The organism is Alcaligenes sp. DN25, from assembly GCF_023674485.1.
Classification (GTDB): domain Bacteria; phylum Pseudomonadota; class Gammaproteobacteria; order Burkholderiales; family Burkholderiaceae_B; genus Alcaligenes; species Alcaligenes phenolicus.
This window is the reverse complement of the sequence record NZ_CP098408.1, coordinates 2,162,991-2,182,159: the sequence shown is the minus strand read 5'-3', so window position 1 is coordinate 2,182,159 and position 19,169 is coordinate 2,162,991. Positions and strand designations below refer to the sequence as shown.

Genomic DNA, 19,169 nt, shown 5'->3' with positions numbered 1-19,169 from the left:
TGACTGCTCAGTCTGTACAGGCCGTCCTTGTGACGGCCTTTTTTAAGGGCTCAAGGCTTGGGCTGAATGCGCAGTAGCTGGCCGTCGCTTTCGTCGGTCAGCACATAGACATCGCCATCCGGCCCGACACGCACATCCCGGATACGCTGCTTCAAGTCTTGCAGCAAGCGCTCTTCACCGACGATGTGGCCGTCCTCTTCATCAAATTCCAGACGAATCAAAGCTTGTTCTTTCAAGGCACCTACAAACAGGCTGTGCTGCCAGTCCGGGACGCGTTCGTTGTTATAGAAAGCCATGCCGCTGATGGCGGGCGAGACTGACCAGTAGTGGAAAGGCTCGGTCAGCCCCTCAAGCGGTGTGGGGCTGGCGTTGGGAATGGGTTTGCCGTCATAGCCTTGCCCTTCGGTACGCAAGGGCCAGCCATAGTTGGCGCCGGCTTGAATCCGGTTCAGTTCATCGCCGCCTTGCGGGCCATGTTCAGCCACCCACAACTCGTTTGTCCAAGGGTTCCAGGCCATGCCTTGCGGGTTGCGGTGGCCATAGCTCCAGATTTCTGCTCTGGCACCACGTTGACTGCGGAAAGGATTGTCGCGCGGCACAATGCCATCCGGGCGGATACGCACGACTTTACCTTGCAGGTGATCCAGTTGCTGAGCGGTGGCTGGCTGATTGTTCTCGCCCAGGGCGATATACAGGTCTCGTCCCCCGGGATCAAAAGCCATACGCACACCATAGTGCTGTCCGGTGGACAAGGCCGGTTCCTGACGGAAAATCGGGCGGAAGGCGTCGATGCGTTTCAAGTCCGACGACAGCACGCCATAACCGACGGTGGTGGCCGAGTTCTGTTTGTCGCGGCGCTCGGCATAAGCCAGATAAATACGACGGCTACGGAAAAAATCCGGGGCCAGAGCGACATCCAGCAAGCCCCCCTGGGACTGCGCATGGACTTTAGGTACACCGGCAATCGGTTCGGACAAGCCGTTTTCCTGAGTCCAAACACGCAGGCGGCCTGGGCGCTCGGTAATCAGAATGCCGGCATTATTTGGCAAAAAAGCCATGGCCCAAGGGTGTTCCAGCCCACTGACCAGGGTCTCAACCGAGACAGCCGGTCCGCTGATGGCAGGAACAGGTTCAGATTGTGCCTGGGCCGATACTGTGGCCGTGGCTACGGCCAGACCCAGCACGGTGGCTGCAAATGCAGAGGACAAACTGAAGGTTTTCTTTATACGCATAAGGCAGTGAAAGGCAGATAGGTGGGATGGAACACTCCCCTACTCTTTCATAGGGACAAATGGCTACGCTGTTTACGTAGTCGCCCCGTTGAAGGGGCGAATACGCTCAAGCACAAGCGAGGCTGAATTTAGCCTGGGTGGGTCATATCCAGTGGCACAATCCACTGATCGTACTGCTCGTTAGTCAGATAGCCGGATTTCAGGGCGGACTCACGCAGGGTCAGGCCTTCCTTGTGGGCTGTCTTGGCGATGTAGGCGGCCTTGTCGTAGCCGATGTGACGGTTCAGGGCGGTGACCAGCATCAGGTTCTGGTCCAGATTGTGCTGGATCTTTTCCATGACAGGCTCCAGACCTTGAGCGCAATGCTCGTCAAAAGCCAGGCATGCGTCGCTGATCAGGGCAATGCTTTCCAGCACATTGTGCACCATCACAGGTTTGTAGACGTTCAACTGGAAATTGCCCTGGCTGCCGGCAAAGCCCACCGCCGCGTCGTTACCGTACACCTGCACGGCCACCATGGTCAGCGCTTCGCACTGAGTGGGGTTGACCTTGCCGGGCATGATGGAGGAACCGGGCTCGTTCTCGGGAATTTGCAGCTCGCCAATCCCGCAGCGAGGGCCGCTGGCCAGCCAGCGCACGTCGTTAGCCATCTTCATCAAGGCACCGGCCAGGGTACGCAGGGAGGCGGACAGATTCACCAGCGCGTCGTGAGCCGACAGCGCAAAGAACTTGTTTTCAGCCGCCTGGAATGGCAGGCCTGTGATCTTGGCAATATGGGCTGCTGTGCGTTCGCCAAACTGAGGGTGGGCGTTCAGACCCGTACCCACGGCGGTACCGCCAATCGCCAGTTGGTAGATACCGTCCAGAGCCTTGTCCACGGTTTGCAGGCCGAAATCAATCTGCGCCACCCAGGCACCAATTTCCTGGCCCAGCGTGATGGGCGTGGCATCTTGCAAGTGGGTACGGCCGGTTTTCACAATGCTGTTGAATTGTTTGGCTTTGGCGGCCAGAGTGTCGCGCAACTGACCTACGTCTTTGCGCAGGCGGCGCTGACATTCCAGACCCACAGCGATGTACATGGCGGTGGGGAAAGTATCGTTGGAGGATTGGCCGCGGTTCACGTGGTCATTCGGGTGGACGGGCTTTTTGCTGCCCTTCTCGCCACCAGCCAGCTCAATGGCGCGGTTGGAGATCACCTCGTTCACGTTCATATTGCTTTGTGTACCAGAACCGGTCTGGAACACAACCAAGGGGAACTCGGTATCCCACTGGCCCGCAATTACTTCATCAGCCGCTTTTACAATCAGCTGGGCCAGTTCGTCGGGCAATTCGCCCAGTTCCTGGTTGGCCAAGGCTGTGGATTTTTTCAGGATGCCCAGCGACTCGATCATGCTGCGGCCCCACTGGAAGCGGTCACGGCCAATTGGGAAGTTCTGGATCGAGCGCTGTGTCTGCGCGCCCCAATAGTGGTCGGCGGGAACCTCAATGGTTCCCATGGAATCCTGTTCAATACGTGTCGTACTCATCATGGCTCCTGTAAGAATTCGGAAGACAGTTCAGTTTGAAAATGGGGTGTTCACGGCTGGCGCAAGAAGCGCGCAGCCCACACACAGGCAATATCAAGCATGCGGTTGGAAAACCCCCATTCGTTGTCAAACCAGACCAGCATATTGACCAGCCCGTCCCCATTGGTTCGGGTTTGCGAGCCGTCCACGACTGCAGAGTGTGGATTGTGATTGAAGTCGATCGAGGCGTGGGCCTGATCGGAGTAGTCCAGAATACCAGGCCATTGCTGCGCCGCTTTCTGGAACAACTGGTTGATTTCATCCCGGCTGGTGTCGCGTTCCAGGTTGACCATCAGATCAATGGCCGACACGTTCAAGATAGGGACGCGTATGGATTTGGCCTGAACTTTGCCTTTTAGCTGCGGTAACAGCCGCTCTACGCCAGTTGCCAGCCCGGTAGAGACTGGAATCATGGATTGCAAGGCGGAACGGGTGCGGGCCAGATCGCTGCTATGGTAGCCGTCGATCATGGGTTGATCGTTCATGACTGAGTGCAGCGTGCTTAAAAAGGCGTGGCGTATGCCGAAGGTCTTATCCAGTTCAGCCAGAACCGGGATGATGGCATTGGTGGTGCAGGAGGCGTTGGAGACAATCCGCTCGTCGCCTTGCAACTGTTCATGGTTAATACCCAGCACAGCGGTGAAATCCACGTCCTGGGCACTATTGCCGGGATTGGATAGCAGCACACGCGGGCAACCGGCGTCCAGAAATTGCTGCAGCTGGGCTCGACTGCCAAAGGCGCCACTGCATTCGATCAGCATGTCCAGATCCAGCGCCGCCCAGTCTATGGATTTGGGGTCGGTTTCATGCAGCACCCGGATGGCCTTATCCCCCACAATCAGCTCGTGTTCGTTGTGCTCTACCTGGGCCGGAAATACGCCATGGGTCGAATCAAAGCGCGTCAGATACGCCATGGTGGCTATGGTGGCGGGCTCGTTAATGACCACGACATCAAATTCCTGGCGTCGTGGGGATTCGTAAATGGCGCGCAGCAGGCAACGGCCTATGCGGCCATAGCCATTGATCGCGATGCGGATGGGACGAGGTAGCGGCATGGTCAGGGAACAATCAGAAAGTAATGGAGAAACCGCCGTCTACAACCACGATATGGCCATTGACATAGGAAGCAGCCGGAGAGGCCAGAAACACAGCGGCAGCGCGGATTTCGTCCGGCTTGGCCCAGCGTCCCAAGGGGTTGCGACCAACCACTAAAGGACCTTTGACGGGGTCTTGAGCCAGGGCGGCATTGGTTTCCGTGGCAAAGGTGCCGGGGGCGATGCCATTGCTGGTAATGCCCTGCCCGCCAAATTCTACGGCCAGTGCTCGTACCATGCCGGCCAGACCCTGCTTGGCAACCGGGTAAATAGCGTCGCCTGGGCGAGCCAGCGGGCCTGCAATGGAGGTCAAGGTCACAATACGGCCGTGCCGGGTCTGAGCCTTGAGCATGGCTTGGGCCGCGTACTTGGACAGTTTCAGCGTGGCCAGCAGGTCTACATTCAGCAAATGTTCCACATCGTCCCAATCGGCATCCTGCAAGCGGCTGCGTAGTCGCACGCCCACATTGTTCACCAGAATATCGGGAGTGCCGACGCGCTGGCACAGGGCTTGATAGGAGTCTGGCAAGGAGTCCAGATCGGCCAGATCATGTTCCCAAGTATCAACCTGGGCACCGCCAGTTGCAAGCTCGTTGGCAAGAGGCAGGAGTTTACTGGCCTTACGACCATGCAAAATCACATGGGCGCCATGGGCGGCGTAGGCACGGGCGATTTCCAGGCCCAGACCGGCGGACGAGCCGGTCACCAGAGCACAGCGACCAGCGAGGGAGAAATTGGCTTGGTAGGAGCTTAAATCAGTCATTATTTACAGCGTATGGCGTGCTTGGCCGCGGTGGAAAGCAACAATGTTTTCGATCAACTGGTTTGCCAGGGCCTGCATGGCCTCCTGACTGGCCCAGCCTATATGCGGCGTCAAAATGTAATTGGGTAAGTCTAACAAGCGCATCAGGATATGGTCAGCGGGTGGTGGCTCGGGCGTGCAAACATCAATGCCTGCACCACCCAGCCAGCCCTGTCGCAAGGCGTGCTCCAGTGCCTGATTGTCGATCAGCCCGCCACGGGCGGTATTGATCAGCAAGGGGCGGCGTGGGGCCATACGCTCGAACTCGGCCATGCCCAGCATGTTTTGTGTTTCAGCAGTCAGGGGGCAATGCAGGGAGAGGACGTCGGCTTGCTCCAGCACTTGCTCAAAGGGCAAGCGGTCATCCGCATTGCTGACGATGGTCTGGCCACGGCGTTGAGCAAAGATGACTTTCATGCCCAGGGCTCGACCCATGGTGGCGACGGCCTGCCCCAGAGAACCAGAGCCAATCAGCCCTAAGGTGGAGCCTGCCAGATCACGGATGGGATAGTCGAAATAACAGAACTGCTGGGCATCTTGCCAGCGGCCTTCCTTGACGGATTGGCGGTAGGCGCAGATATTGCGGCGTAGGGCAAAGATCAGGGCAAAAACATGCTCCGGAACACTACGCACGGCGTAGTCGCGGATATTGCTGACCACAATGCCGCGTTCACGGGCGGCATCCAGATCAATATTGTCGCTACCTGTGGCGGCCAATGCGATCATTTTCAAGTTGGGCGCGGCCTGCAAATGCTCGCGGCGGAGTGCCACTTTATTGCTGATGACAATGTCGGCATCGGCAATACGTTCGGCCACTTGATCGGGAGCGGTACGTCCGTAAACTTGCAGTTCATGCTTAAAGGGAACCTGCGGCAGCTCTACGCTGTCTGACAGTGTTTCCCTATCCAGAAAAACGATACGAGTCAAAGAAGTCATGCCTGTCCTTGTCCTTGAGCTGCCCCTGGCATTCTGGCCCTATTTTCAGAGGGTTCTTGCCTTTGCTTGGGACCATCATCCGATATAGTAATGGGATTGATACAGGCTTGTCCCTGGTCTCACCCTCATAACCCTGTTTTATAGGTTATTGCTTATGCTCTTGTCCCTCTTGCTCTCTTTGGGCGCCCACGCCCTGATACCGGATAACGTCGCGAGCACCACTCCCCCACTGTACGACATTCGGGACTTCTTTCAGAATCCCAAGCGTAGCGGTTTCCGGATTTCGGATCAGGGGCGCATGATCGGCTTTATGGAGCCCGTCAAGATCGACGGTCACCCCGCCCGTCAGAATATCTTTGTGCAAGAGTTAAAAGGCAGTGAGCCTGTGGGCGAGGCTCGCCGCGTCACCGCCGAACATCAGCGCGATATTGCCGAGTACTTCTGGAAAGGCGATGAAACCGTTATTTATGCCAAGGACGTCAATGGCGATGAGAACTATCACGTTCTGGCGGTGAACGTGCTGACTGGCAAAGTCACGGACCTGACGCCGCTGGAAGGCGTACGTGCCGGGGTGCAGGACGATTTGCCGGACGACCCGGAGCATATTCTGGTGTCGCACAACGGCCGTAATCCGGAAGTATTCGACGTCTACAAGGTCAATGTCCTGACCGGTGAAAGCACATTGGCGGCCGAGAACCCCGGTGATGTACTGGGCTGGAGTACAGATCATCAAGGTCGGGTGCGCATGGCGATTTCGATATCGGGCGTGGATTCCGAACTGCGTTATCGCGACAGCGATTCCGAGCCGTTCCGCAGCATTTTGCAAACGGACTTCCGCACGGAAGTCAGCCCTCTCTTTTTTCATGCCGACAATCAGCGCTTCTACGCCTTGAGCAACCGTGGTCGCGACACCTTGGCCTTGGTCTTGATTGACCCTGCCAAGCCGGATGAAGAAGAAAAAATCTACGAATTACCCGATCACGATCTGATGGGAGCTGGCTATTCTCGCCTGCGTCAGGTGTTGACTTCGGTGGATTATTACACCGACAAACCCGGTCAGCATTTCTTTGACGAGCACAGCGAGAAAATCCACGCTGCCATCGCCCGCCAATTGCCGGGCTACGAGATCAGCATTCAGTCCATCACACGCGATGAAAAGAAAATGATTGTGGCCAGCTACAGCGATCGCAATCCAGGCTCACGCTACCTTTACGATGTGGACAGCAATAGCTTGCACAAACTGGCTGTAATCAACAGTGCCTTGCCGGAAAGCGATATGGCGGTCATGCACCCTATCGAATTTACGGCACGTGACGGCATGAAGATTCACGGCTACCTGAGCCTGCCTTTGGGTGTCCCCAGCCGTAATCTGCCGGTGGTCATCAACCCGCACGGCGGCCCGTGGGCGCGCGATTACTGGGGCTTTAACCCCGAGGTGCAGTTCCTGGCCAACCGTGGCTACGCCGTCTTGCAAATCAACTTCCGCAGTTCGACCGGTTATGGACGCAAGTTCTGGGAAGCGGGTTTCAAGCAATGGGGCCTGAGCATGCAGGACGACATTACCGATGGCGTTCAGTGGCTGATCGATCAAAAGATTGCTGACCCCAAGCGCATTGCCATTTACGGCGCCAGTTACGGTGGATACGCGACCTTGGCCGGTATCGTCAAAACCCCGGACTTGTACGCTGCAGCGGTGGACTATGTGGGCGTGTCCAACTTGCTGACCTTCATGAATACCATCCCGCCGTACTGGAAGCCTTTGCTGGTGAAAATGCACGCCATGGTAGGTGATCCGGAAAAGGATAAAGAGCTGCTGGAAGCCAACTCCCCCGTTTTACATGCCGACAAGATCCGCACTCCCTTATTTATCGCCCAGGGCGCACACGACCCACGGGTGAACAAGGCAGAAAGTGACCAGATGGTTGCCGCTTTGAAAGCGCGTGGTGTGGATGTGGAGTACATGGTCAAGGATAACGAAGGCCACGGCTTCCATAACGACGAGAACAAGTTCGAGTTTTACGAGCGTATGGAGCGCTTCCTGGCTCGCCACCTGCAGCCTCGATGATTTTGGAGTGGCGCGACAAGCTCGCGCCATTTGTTTATCGCACTTTTGGAAAGAGAGCTTATGAAACTGTATTACATGACTGGTGCTTGTCCTTTGGTGACCCGCATTGCATTGGAGTGGATAGGCAAGCCGTTTGAATCCCAGCGCGTCAGCCGTGACGAACTGCAGCAAGAAGAATTCCTGAAACTGAACCCCAACGGCGCTGTGCCTGTTCTGGTCGATGGTGATCTGGTTCTGACACAAAGCATCGCCATTCTGGAATACCTGAACGAGAAGAACCCGCAAGCCAATTTGATTGGCAGCACCATCGAACAACGCTTTGAAGCCCGCCGTTGGCTGGCCTTCCTCAACGCCGAAATCCACCGCAACGTGGGTGTGGTGTTCGGTACGCATCGCTACGCGGATCAGGAAGCAACTCAGGCCGAGGTCAAGGCCAAGACCGCTGCCTTGCTGACCAAGCAACTGGGCGTGATCGACAAGCACCTGGAAGGTAAAGAAACCTTGTCGGGCTCCTTGTCCGTGGCTGATGCTTACCTGTACGTGGTACTACGCTGGGCTGCTCTGATGAAGCTGGACCTGTCGGGCATGAAGAACCTGAACGCCTTCTTTGCTCGCATGGAGCAGAACGAAGGTGTGAAGGCGGCACTGCGCGGCGAAGGCTTGTTGAAGGATTAAGTCGTTTCGCAGCTAGCGATATCAGGTTTCAGGGGATGCTGTCGTGTTCTGCTCCCCTGAAGCGTACGGCAAGCATATCGATAGCTTTTAGTTCTGGTGCGGATGGCCTTGTGTTGACTTGTCACCCGAAAAAAAAACCTGAATCCAGCAAAAGCTGCGATTCAGGTTTTTTTTCAAGCACGTAAATTAAAGCGGTGCTTTAAATCGATGACGCTCTACCGCTTTGAGGCTGCATTCGCTGGCTGTCTAAGCCCCCAGATACGCCTTCCGAATATCCGGATTCGCCAGCAGATTGGCGCCGGTATCCTGCATCACTACCTTGCCGGTTTCCAGCACATAGCCACGGTCTGCGACTTGCAGGGCCTTGTTGGCGTTCTGCTCTACCAGAAACACCGTCACGCCTTCATCTCGAATGGTACGGATGATGTCAAAGATCTGCGCAATGATCAGCGGGGCTAGGCCCAGCGTAGGTTCGTCCAGCAGCAGCAAGGACGGTTTGCTCATCAGTGCACGACCGATAGCCAGCATTTGCTGCTCACCACCTGACATGGTTCCTGCTCGTTGCGCAGCGCGTTCTTTCAGGCGGGGGAACAGTTTGTAGACGTGTTCCTCTCCTTCGTCGATCTCGCTGCGGTTCAGAAAGAAACCACCCATCTTCAGGTTTTCCGACACGGTCAGGTCTGGAAAGACGCGACGGCCTTCGGGAGAGATGGCGATGCCTTTGCGCATGATGCGGTGCGTGTCGGCGTGGGTGATATCCTCGCCCATGAAGCTGATGCTTCCCGAGCTGGCTCGGGGCGAGCCGCAAACGGTCATGAGCAAGGTGGTTTTGCCAGCGCCGTTCGCGCCAATCAGGGTGACGATCTCGCCCTGATTCACGTCCACGCTAACTTGATCCAGCGCCTGAATAGCGCCGTAATGGGTAGATACGGAGTCCAGCTTAAGCACTTATTCTTCCCCCAGATAGGCTTTGATGACGCGCGGATCATTGCGCACTTCTTCAGGCAGGCCGGTGGCAATGGGTTTGCCATATTCCATAACCAGGATCCGGTCTGATACGCCCATAACCAGGCTCATATCGTGCTCGATCAGCAGGACGGCCACGCCAAATTCGCGGCGCAGTTGGTCGATCAAGGCTTGCAGATCACGTTTCTCTTGGGGATTCAGGCCCGCCGCAGGTTCGTCCAGCATCAGCAAGCGCGGCTGGGTGATCATGCAACGTGCAATTTCCAGGCGGCGCTGGTGGCCGTAGGCCAGATTGCCCGCTTCACGGTTGGCCAGATCGGTCAGGCCCATGAAGTCCAGCCATGTCACCGCACGCTCTTTAGCTTCCTTTTCGGACTGCTTGTAGCGTGACAGGTTCAGCAGACCGGACAAAAAGCCGGCCTTGAGCTGGCTGTGCTGGGCGACCAGCAGGTTCTCCAGCACCGTCAGCTTCTTGAACAGGCGCACGTTCTGGAAGGTACGTACCAGGCCTTTTTGTGCCACTTTGTGGCTGGACAGGCCGTGGATGGGCTGGTCTTCCAGGGTGACGGAACCGGAGGTGGGCTTGTAAAAGCCGCCTACGCAGTTAAATACCGTCGTTTTCCCGGCGCCGTTGGGGCCGATGATGGCAAACACTTCGTCTTTAGCCACATCGAAGCTGACGGAATCCACCGCCAGCAAGCCACCAAAACGCATCGACAGATCGGATACTCGGAGTAATGGGCTCATGTACGCAACTCCACATGAGGACGTTGCACAGGCAGCAGGCCCTGTGGACGCCAAACCATCATGGCCACCATGACCAGACCAAAAATCAACATCCGATACTCCGCAAACTCTCGGGCCAGTTCAGGGACCACAGTCAGCACAATGGCCGCCAGAATGACGCCGATTTGTGAACCCATACCACCCAGCACCACGATGGCCAGGATCAAGGCGGATTCAATAAAGGTGAAGGACTCCGGGTTGACCAGACCCTGACGGGCGGCAAAGAAAGCACCACCAAAACCGGCAAACATGGCACCCATGGTAAAGGCGGACAGTTTGATGGAAGTGGGGTTCAGACCCAGCGAACGGCAAGCAATCTCGTCCTCGCGCAGGGCTTCCCAGGCACGACCAATAGGCATGCGCACCACACGGCTGGACACCAGCAAGGTGATCAGGGCCAGCGCCAGGGCCATCAAATACAGATACACCACCACGTCCTGATTGCTGAAGGTCCAGTCCATCAGGTCGTGGAAGGTGGTCTGCCCTTCTGGCGCACGGCGTGCCATGGGGAAACCGAATACGGTTGGCTTGGGGATACCGGAGATACCGTCCGGGCCCCCGGTCAGGTCATACATATTGATGAGCAAGAGGCGAATGATTTCACCAAAACCCAGGGTGACGATAGCCAGATAGTCGCCGCGCAAGCGCAGCACGGGGAAACCCAGCAGGAAGCCGAACAGGGCCGCCATACCACCCGCTAATGGCAGTGCTTCCCAGAAGCCCCAGCCTGCGTAGTGATAGAGCAAGGCGTAGGTGTAGGCACCCACGGCGTAAAAGCCCACAAAACCCAGGTCCAGCAGGCCGGCAAAGCCCACCACGATATTCAGCCCCAGGCCCAGCATGATGTAGATCAGCACCAAGGTGGCAATATCCACCTGAGCACGACCACCAAAAAAGGGCCAGACCACGGCACAAGCGATCACGATGTACAGCAGGATCTTCTTGTGCTGCATGCTCAGTTTGGGCAGCGTCCAGCGGCTTTCACGTATCTTGGTGCGATTGACGTTAGGACGGATCAGCTGGACCACAAAGACCAGTGCCATACCGATCAGAATGATCTGCCAATCGCTTTCCAGATGGGTGTTCATCCCGGCGCGCACAATTTGCAGGCCAAAGACGGGAGCCACAATAATGCCTGCCAAGACAGCGGCGATAAATGCATTGCTAAAGCGGTTCATCATCAGACTTTCTCCACCTCGGGTTTACCCAGCAGGCCCGTTGGGCGGAACAGCAGGATAAAGACCAACAGTAAAAAGGCCACGATGTCCTTGTACTGCGACGAAATAAAGGCAGCGGCAAAGGTTTCTGCCAGACCCAGCAGGACACCGCCCAGCATGGCGCCAGGGATGCTGCCAATACCGCCCAGCACGGCTGCCGTAAAGGCCTTGATACCGGCAATAAAGCCGATGAAGGGGTTCAGCTTGCCAATGGCGGTGGCAATCAGCACGCCGCCCACGGCAGCCAGCATGGCGCCGATGACAAAGGTAAAGGAGATGATTTTATTGGTGTCGATACCCAGCAGGTTGGCCATGCGCAAGTCTTGTGAACATGCACGCGAGGCGCGACCCAGACGCGAGTACTTGATGTAGAGGCTGAGCATGATCATCAGCACCACGGTCACGACAATGATCATGACGCGTGAGTAAGGCGCCGTGACGGTAAAGCCGTCTGCGCCCAGGCTGAACTGAAAGGAGCCGGACAGCAATGTGGGCACTGCCATATCGCGTGCGCCCTGGCCCAGGGCAACCCAGTTCTGCAAGAAAATTGACATACCAATGGCCGAGATCAGCGGGACCAGCCGAGGGCTGCCACGCAGCGGCGCATAGGCAACTTTTTCAATCGCATAGCCGTAAACCGCGGTTACCAGGATGGCAACCAGCAACATGATAAGAATGATCAGCCAGATAGGCAGACCCGAGCCTACGCCAATCGCAGTCAGGGTTACCAGCCCGACATAGGCACCGATCATGTAGATCTCGCCGTGGGCAAAGTTAATCATTCCGATAATGCCATAGACCATTGTGTAGCCGATGGCGATCAGTGCATAAATAGCGCCCAAGGATAATCCATTGAACAGCTGCTGCACGATCTGAGGGAGTAAATCAGACATGCTTGTTTTTTTCCGTTGAGTCCGTCGTTTTGTTCTAAGGCTTTGTGGGCATCCAAAAGCAATGCCCCCGTTCTTCGTAAAGAGCGGGGGCACATAATCCAGTCTTATTTCTCAACTAGATCAAAGTTACCTTCTTTATCCCACTTGAAAACGGCAAATTCGAAATGCTTCAAATCACCCTTGGCGTCGTATTCTACCTTGCCAATGGCGGTATTGAACGCATTAGCGTGCATGTAGTCGGCTCCCTTGGCCGAATCTTCGCCTACCGCATTGATCGTGTCAGCAATAATTTGTACCGCCGCGTAGGCCGGGAAGGTAAAGGCCCCGTTAGGATTGCGCTTGTATTTGCTGAAGTTCTCCATCACGTCCTTGTTGGCCGGCATCTTGGTGAAGTCGGTTGGCAAGGTCACCAGCAAACCTTCCACTGCCGGACCGGCAATGGCGACCAGGTCGCGGTTGGCAACGCCTTCCGGACCCATGAAGGTGTTGGTCATGCCTTGTTCACGCGCCTGACGCAGCAGCAGGCCCAGCTCGGCATGGTAACCACCGAAATAAATCAGATCGGGGTTCACGCCCTTGAGCTTGGTGATTACGGCCGAGTAATCGCTGTCACCGACGTTAATGCCCTCGTACATGACAATGTTCATGTTCTTTTTCTTGAGCGCGTCACGCACTTGCGTGGCAACACCGGAGCCGTAAGTCTGCTTGTCGTGCAGGACGGCAATGCTCTTGGGCTTGAGGACGTCAGCAATGTAGTCGGCCGCAAAGGGGCCTTGCTGGTCGTCACGACCAATGGTGCGGAAAAAGTAATGGGGCTTGATAGTGTCGGTGACCAGAGGCGAGGTCGCACCGGGAGTAATCGCCACAATGCCTTCCTGCTCGTAAATGTTCACGGCAGGCACCGTGGTTCCCGAGCACGCGTGGGCCACGGCGAATTTCGCGCCGGAGTTGACCACACGGTTGGCTGCAGGCACCGCCTGTTTGGGTTCGCACGCATCGTCAATCAGGACGGCTTCCAGCTTTTTGCCTTTGACACCCCCTGCTGCGTTAATCGCGTCAATTGCGGTCAATGCACCGGCCTGGATTTGGTCACCATATTGGGTGGAGGGACCAGTCATGGGTTGAGGGATACCAATTTTGATGGTGTCCGCCGCATAGGCGGTGCCCATGGCCAGTACGGTGGCCAAGGCGGTCAGAGCGGGGGTAAAGCGTCGAGTAAGGGTCATAGCAGCTGTCTCCCGAGGCCGGGGGTTCCCGGCATTGCTTTTTAGAAAGTGCTTATTCTGGGGTCTGGATAGGCATTGTTATGCTCCAGGGGAACCCATTTTGGGGTAGCTGCCTAAAACTTGTCACTTCGTATAAGCCCTAGCGCCCTGCTTATTTATTTTGAAAATAACGAGGCATTGTTAACAGGGTGTTTCCAAAACACGCTCGCATACTAAAAGCCTTGTTTATAAAAGAAAAGAGGAGCTCTCTTGAGAACTCCCCTGCTTTTTGTTTTACTGCTTTTTTATTGCGCTATATCAATTTTTGACGATGCTATAGGGAGTAATCCGGGGATCAGGAAAACTCTTGGGCCAGCTCTCCGGCACGCACTTTGGCAGCATTGACTGCTTTTTGGACCAGTGGTGTAAAGCCGCCTTCGTTAAAGACATTCAGGGCGGCTGCCGTAGTCCCCCCTTTGGAGGTGACGCGCTCGCGCAAGACCGAAGGTTCTTCTGGCGACAAGGTGGCCAACTGGGTGGCGCCGTGCAGCGTTGCCAGGGACAGCTGGCGGGCCTGTTCTGGCGACAAACCTTGCTCGATACCGGCTTTGATCAAAGCTTCGATAAACAAAAACACGTAAGCTGGACCACTGCCTGAAACCGCCGTGACGGCATCAATGGCGGCATCATTTTCAACCCAGACCACTTCCCCCACGGATTTCAACAATTGCTGCGCAATGGCTTTATCGCTTTCATCTACCTGTTCCAGGGCCATCAGGCCGGTAATGCCACAACCAATAAAGGCCGGGGTATTGGGCATACAGCGGATTACACGCTGGTACGGCTGGCCGGGTTCGCCCAGCCATTGGGCCAGAGCAGTTGCCGGAATGCCAGCGGCCACGCTGATCACCAGGGTGTCCCCTTGCAGATAGGGTTTGCAGGCCAGCACGGTTTCTTTCATGACCTGGGGCTTGACGGCAAAAACCCAGATACGCTGCTTGGACAAGGCCGGGCCGGGTTCATACGCGGTTTGTACACCTTGCTGGGCCCACGACTCCAGGGCGGGCGGGTAAATATCAATCGCCAAAACGTCCGAGCCGCCGCAGCGTTTCCCAATTAAACCAGCCGCCAAGGCACTGGCCATATTGCCCGCGCCGATAAACGCCAGCTTAAAAGAGGTATCGTGTGGATTCATCATCGCTCCCATTAAAAATCTGTCCTCTGACACGTTTTCTTAGCGTTTGAGGGTAATTAGTCATTGCTTATATAACGCTGTCATGGATACATTCACGAGAGCGTCATAAACAAGTCATAAGCTTGAGTTTTAAAACCTGCTACACCTTAGCGGCACCTTTTATACAGGAGAAAGCCTGATGCGAACAAAACTATTTGCTCTGTCTCTAGCCGGTCTGATTGCTTCTATCGGCACTGCGCAAGCGGCCACAGAAATTCAGTTCTGGCATTCAATGGAAGGAGCCTTGGGCGAACGGGTTAATGCATTAGTCAAAGACTTTAACGCATCTCAGTCGGACTACCAGGTTAAAGCCTCGTATAAAGGCAACTATGGCGAGTCCATGAACGCCGGTGTCGCCGCTTTCCGTGCCGGTAATGCCCCTGATATTTTGCAAGTATTCGAGGTGGGTACTGCCACCATGATGGCCGCCAAGGGCGCCATTCAGCCAGTTCAGGAAATGTCGGAGAAAGCGGGCAAACCTATCAACCCGGATGACTTTCTGGGTGCGGTTGCCGGTTACTACTCCTCCAACGAAGGCAAGCTGATTTCCATGCCTTTTAACAGCTCCACCCCGGTGCTGTACTACAACAAGGACGCCTTCAAGAAAGCTGGCCTGGATGCCGAGAAGCCACCCAAGACCTGGCAGGAGCTGCACGAAGCCGCCAAGAAACTGCGTGAGTCCGGCCAAGAGTGTGGCTATACCTCTTCCTGGCCCTCCTGGATTCTGCTGGAGAACTTTGCCGCCTGGCACAACATCCCCTTTGCCAGCGAGAACAACGGTTTTGGCGGCCCCAGCGCTCGGCTGCAGCTGGATAACCCACTGTTCCTGAAGCACATGACTTTCCTGGCAAATATGTCCAAGGATGGTTCCTTCTCCTACGGCGGTCGTGGTGATACGGCCAACGCCCTGTTTACCAGCGGCAAGTGCGGCATGTTTACCGGCTCCAGCGGTAACCGCGCCAACATCATCAAAACCGGCGAATTTGAATTTGGCACCAGCAGCCTGCCCTATTACAGCGATGTACAGGGCGCGCCTCAGAACTCCATTATTGGTGGTGCTTCCCTGTGGGTCTTTGCCAAGAAATCGGATGATGTCTACAAGGGCGTGACCGAATTCTTCCACTTTATCTCCAGCCCTGACCAAGCGGCGGCCTGGCACCAGGACACCGGCTATGTGCCTGTGACCAAAGCAGGCTTTGAAAAGACCAAGGACTCCGATTTCTACGCCAAGAACGTGGGCGCAGACGTTGCCGTCAAACAGCTGGACGCCAGCACCACCGAGAACTCGCGTGGTATTCGCCTGGGTTCCTTGCCGCAGATTCGTGACATCGAAGACGGTGTGATGGAACAGATTTTTGCTGGCAAAGTCACCCCTGAAGAAGGTTTGAAAGCCATGCAAAGTCGTGGCAACGAACTGCTGGAGCGCTTTGAAAAGAGCGTGAAGTAAGCCCTGCCCGCCTTGCGCGGGTGGTTTACAATCGAGCGTATGAGTGTGCGGACGGCGTCTTGTCTTGGCCTCAGGCCGGCAAACTGTCACCATCTTGTCCAAGCCGCTCATACGCTTTTCGTTTCATTAGAAGTCTGTCCACCCTGATGGTGGCGCTCCCTTCCCATTGCGCGCAAACCTATGGAAAAACGTGTCGTCTTTCGTCATAAGACACTGCCCTATTTGCTACTTGCTCCGCAGCTAGCCATTACTCTGATCTTCTTTTTTCTGCCTGCCGGTCAAGCGCTGTGGCAGGCTTTTCATTTGGAAGACCCCTTTGGCCTGTCTTCGCAGTTTGTAGGCCTGGATAACTTTGCCGAGCTGTTCAATAGTGCAGAATATATGGCCTCGTTCAAGACGACGGCGGTATTTTCGCTTGCCGTGTCAGTGTTGGGCCTGGTCGTGGCTTTGGTTCTGGCCGTGATGGCGAATAGAGTGATACGAGGCGCGCTGCTGTATCGCAGCTTGCTGATCTGGCCTTATGCCGTGGCAACGGCGGTGGCCGGGGTGTTGTGGTTGTTCCTGTTCTCCCCCTCTGTAGGGATTGTGGCCGTGTTCCTGCTGGAGCATGGCATTCAGTGGAATCCACGCTTGAATGGCAATGACGCCATGTTGCTGGTGGTGATTGCTTCGGTCTGGAAGCAGATCTCCTACAACTTTCTGTTTTTCCTGGCTGGCCTGCAAGCCATCCCGCGCTCCCTGATTGAAGCGGCCGCCATGGATGGTGCCGGTCCCATGCGCCGTTTCTGGGGCATTGTGTTTCCTTTGCTGGCCCCGACGACTTTCTTCCTGCTGGTCGTGAACATTATTTATGCCTTCTTTGACACCTTCGCCATTATTGACGTGGTCAGTCAGGGCGGGCCGGGTGAAGCCACCTCGATTCTGGTTTACCGGGTCTACAACACGGGGTTCCGTGGCCTGGATATTGGTTCTTCGGCAGCCCAGTCTGTGGTGCTGATGGCGGTGGTTGTGGCGCTGACGGTGATTCAGTTCCGCTATATTGATCGCAAAGTGACGTACAGCTGATGCGCAGCAAGGAACATAGTCATGGTTGAACGACGCCCTATTCTTGATTTTTTCACGCATCTGACCCTGATCCTGGGTGTGATCGTGATTGCTCTGCCCCTGTACATCACGTTTGTGGCTTCCACCCAGACCAGCGCGGAAGTGGCCCGTGCGCCCATGTCGCTCTGGCCGGGCTCGCACATGGTAGAGAACTACATCACCGCTTTGCAGGGGACGGCCACCAACTCCCCACCAGTGGGACGCATGTTGCTGGTCAGCATGGTGATGGCGCTGGGCATCGCGGTTGGCAAGATCATTATTTCCATGCTCTCGGCCTTTGCCGTGGTGTATTTCCGCTTCCCGTTCCGCATGCTGTTTTTCTGGATGATTTTCGTCACCCTGATGCTGCCGGTGGAAGTGCGCATTATGCCCACGTACAAGGTCGTGGCGGACCTGCAGTTGCTGGACAGCTATGGGGGCCTGATCCTGCCCTTGATCGCTTCAGCAACCGCGACCTTCCTGTTTCGTCAGTTCTTTCTGACGGTGCCCGATGAATTGATCGAGGCCGCCCGTATTGATGGTGCCGGCCCGATGCGGTTTTTTAAAGATGTTCTGCTGCCCTTGTCCAAGACCAGCATTGCCGCTTTGTTTGTGATTCAGTTTATCTACGGCTGGAACCAGTATTTGTGGCCGCTGATCATTACCACCAAAGAGGATATGTACCCGATCGTGGTCGGTATCCGGCGCATGATTTCCGGTGGTGACAGCGTGACCGAGTGGAACGTGGTGATGGCCACGGCCCTTTTGGCCATGATCCCGCCTGCCCTGGTGGTGATGCTGATGCAAAAGTGGTTCGTCAAAGGTCTCATCGACTCTGAAAAGTAATTCTCTACAGGCTTTATTGAATGGCTAGCTTACGATTTGAAGGCGTCAAGAAAACCTACCCGAACGGGACGGTCGTTATTCACGGCATTGATGTGGACGTGAAGGATGGCGAGTTCGTGGTGATTGTGGGCCCCTCTGGATGCGGTAAATCGACCCTGATGCGTATGGTGGCGGGGCTGGAATCTGTCACGGCAGGTCAGGTGCTGATCGACGGCAAGGTCGTCAATGATCTGGAACCGGCTGAACGTGACATTGCCATGGTGTTCCAGAACTACGCGCTCTACCCCCATATGTCAGTCTTTGACAATATGGCGTATGGCTTGAAAATCCGTAAGTTTTCCAAGGATGAAATCAAGCAAAGGGTCAATGCCGCCGCTGCGATCTTGGAATTGGGTGCCCTGCTGGAACGTCGTCCAGGGCAACTGTCGGGGGGCCAGCGTCAGCGTGTTGCGATGGGCCGTGCGATTGTGCGTGAACCCAAGGTGTTTCTGTTTGACGAGCCCCTGTCCAATCTGGATGCCAAGCTGCGAGTGCAGATGCGTCTGGAAATTCAGAAACTGCATCGTCGCCTGAAAACCACCAGCCTGTATGTGACTCACGATCAAATTGAAGCCATGACCTTGGCCGAGCGCATGATTGTGATGAATCAGGGCATGCCTGAGCAAATCGGGACACCCGCCGAGGTATTCGAAAAGCCTGCTTCCGTTTTTGTGGCCACTTTCATTGGTTCACCGCCCATGAACTTGTTGCCAGTAGAGGTGGATGCACAAGGTCAGATCACGCAAGACAATGGTCAGCCTGTGCAGTTTGGCCCGGAAATGGTGCCCGCTGCGGTGCGTGGCCGCAAGGTGTTCCTGGGCATACGACCAGAACACATCCAGCTGCATGTGCCCGGTGTGACTACGCAGGTGGAAATGGTGGAAATTCTGGGTTCCGAGCAGTTGCTGCATCTGGGTTGTGGCGACTATCGCATCATCGTGCGCTGCCCGATTGAGCAGACTCGCGAATATCCAATTCAAATTGGCGAGGCTATCCAGATTGGCTACATGCCACCCCACCCTTTGCATTGGTTCGACCGCGATACGGGTTTGCGTATCGAGGCCTGAGCAGCCTGCCTGAAACA

General features: G+C 55.8%; 17 protein-coding genes. 6 read left to right on the top strand and 11 right to left on the bottom strand.

The genetic code is table 11. The features are described from left to right. Window positions 1-50 precede the first annotated feature (50 nt). From NBV64_RS10190 to NBV64_RS10170, 5 genes are all read right to left on the bottom strand, one after another. Entirely contained in the window at window positions 51-1,232 is a 1,182-nt protein-coding gene (locus tag NBV64_RS10190) for a PQQ-dependent sugar dehydrogenase (RefSeq protein ID WP_425541732.1), read from the bottom strand. Between the two features lie 128 nt (window positions 1,233-1,360). Further along, the gene (fumC, locus tag NBV64_RS10185; protein ID WP_026482570.1) at window positions 1,361-2,758 is read right to left on the bottom strand and encodes a class II fumarate hydratase; all 1,398 of its coding nucleotides are present in this window, start codon (window positions 2,756-2,758) and stop codon (window positions 1,361-1,363) included. Between the two features lie 50 nt (window positions 2,759-2,808). After that, window positions 2,809-3,852 carry a type I glyceraldehyde-3-phosphate dehydrogenase gene (locus NBV64_RS10180; RefSeq protein WP_250755688.1) on the bottom strand — a complete coding sequence of 348 codons (1,044 nt, stop codon included), beginning with the start codon at window positions 3,850-3,852 and terminating at the stop codon, window positions 2,809-2,811. Window positions 3,853-3,865: 13 nt separating this feature from the next. Beyond that, on the bottom strand, window positions 3,866-4,654 hold the full coding sequence (locus tag NBV64_RS10175; protein ID WP_250755686.1) for an SDR family oxidoreductase: 789 nt from the start codon (window positions 4,652-4,654) through the stop codon (window positions 3,866-3,868). Window positions 4,655-4,657: 3 nt separating this feature from the next. Continuing rightward, the gene (locus tag NBV64_RS10170) at window positions 4,658-5,629 is read right to left on the bottom strand and encodes a D-2-hydroxyacid dehydrogenase (protein WP_250755685.1); all 972 of its coding nucleotides are present in this window, start codon (window positions 5,627-5,629) and stop codon (window positions 4,658-4,660) included. Between the two features lie 154 nt (window positions 5,630-5,783). Between NBV64_RS10170 and NBV64_RS10165 the strand changes: the two genes are divergently transcribed. Next, window positions 5,784-7,694, top strand: coding sequence for a S9 family peptidase (locus NBV64_RS10165; RefSeq protein WP_009453968.1), 1,911 nt, complete (start codon window positions 5,784-5,786; stop codon window positions 7,692-7,694). Between the two features lie 60 nt (window positions 7,695-7,754). Continuing rightward, a complete protein-coding gene (locus tag NBV64_RS10160; protein WP_060185070.1) occupies window positions 7,755-8,369 on the top strand; it encodes a glutathione S-transferase family protein in 615 nt (204 codons plus the stop codon). 246 nt (window positions 8,370-8,615) lie between these two features. Here the strand turns inward: NBV64_RS10160 and NBV64_RS10155 are convergent, their stop codons facing one another. From NBV64_RS10155 to proC, 6 genes are all read right to left on the bottom strand, one after another. Then, window positions 8,616-9,317 carry an ABC transporter ATP-binding protein gene (locus NBV64_RS10155; RefSeq protein ID WP_009453966.1) on the bottom strand — a complete coding sequence of 234 codons (702 nt, stop codon included), beginning with the start codon at window positions 9,315-9,317 and terminating at the stop codon, window positions 8,616-8,618. Further along, window positions 9,318-10,082, bottom strand: coding sequence for a high-affinity branched-chain amino acid ABC transporter ATP-binding protein LivG (gene livG / locus NBV64_RS10150; protein WP_009453965.1), 765 nt, complete (start codon window positions 10,080-10,082; stop codon window positions 9,318-9,320). Further along, complete coding sequence (gene livM, locus NBV64_RS10145; RefSeq protein WP_250755683.1) at window positions 10,079-11,302, bottom strand: high-affinity branched-chain amino acid ABC transporter permease LivM; 1,224 nt, start codon at window positions 11,300-11,302, stop codon at window positions 10,079-10,081. The genes livG and livM overlap by 4 nt, the downstream gene beginning before the upstream one ends. Continuing rightward, on the bottom strand, window positions 11,302-12,231 hold the full coding sequence (livH, locus tag NBV64_RS10140; RefSeq protein WP_009453959.1) for a high-affinity branched-chain amino acid ABC transporter permease LivH: 930 nt from the start codon (window positions 12,229-12,231) through the stop codon (window positions 11,302-11,304). Before livH ends, livM begins: the two co-directional genes overlap by 1 nt. A gap of 104 nt (window positions 12,232-12,335) precedes the next feature. After that, the gene (locus NBV64_RS10135; protein WP_035271556.1) at window positions 12,336-13,457 is read right to left on the bottom strand and encodes a high-affinity branched-chain amino acid ABC transporter substrate-binding protein; all 1,122 of its coding nucleotides are present in this window, start codon (window positions 13,455-13,457) and stop codon (window positions 12,336-12,338) included. Between the two features lie 334 nt (window positions 13,458-13,791). Beyond that, entirely contained in the window at window positions 13,792-14,643 is an 852-nt protein-coding gene (gene proC / locus NBV64_RS10130) for a pyrroline-5-carboxylate reductase (protein WP_021446596.1), read from the bottom strand. Window positions 14,644-14,809: 166 nt separating this feature from the next. Between proC and ugpB the strand changes: the two genes are divergently transcribed. From ugpB to NBV64_RS10110, 4 genes are all read left to right on the top strand, one after another. Continuing rightward, the gene (gene ugpB / locus NBV64_RS10125) at window positions 14,810-16,117 is read left to right on the top strand and encodes a sn-glycerol-3-phosphate ABC transporter substrate-binding protein UgpB (protein ID WP_250755681.1); all 1,308 of its coding nucleotides are present in this window, start codon (window positions 14,810-14,812) and stop codon (window positions 16,115-16,117) included. A gap of 180 nt (window positions 16,118-16,297) precedes the next feature. Continuing rightward, on the top strand, window positions 16,298-17,182 hold the full coding sequence (gene ugpA / locus NBV64_RS10120; RefSeq protein WP_009453951.1) for a sn-glycerol-3-phosphate ABC transporter permease UgpA: 885 nt from the start codon (window positions 16,298-16,300) through the stop codon (window positions 17,180-17,182). 21 nt (window positions 17,183-17,203) lie between these two features. Beyond that, the gene (gene ugpE, locus NBV64_RS10115; protein WP_021446597.1) at window positions 17,204-18,046 is read left to right on the top strand and encodes a sn-glycerol-3-phosphate ABC transporter permease UgpE; all 843 of its coding nucleotides are present in this window, start codon (window positions 17,204-17,206) and stop codon (window positions 18,044-18,046) included. A 20-nt stretch (window positions 18,047-18,066) separates the two neighbouring features. After that, a complete protein-coding gene (locus NBV64_RS10110) occupies window positions 18,067-19,152 on the top strand; it encodes a sn-glycerol-3-phosphate import ATP-binding protein UgpC (RefSeq protein ID WP_021446598.1) in 1,086 nt (361 codons plus the stop codon). Window positions 19,153-19,169: the final 17 nt, after the last annotated feature.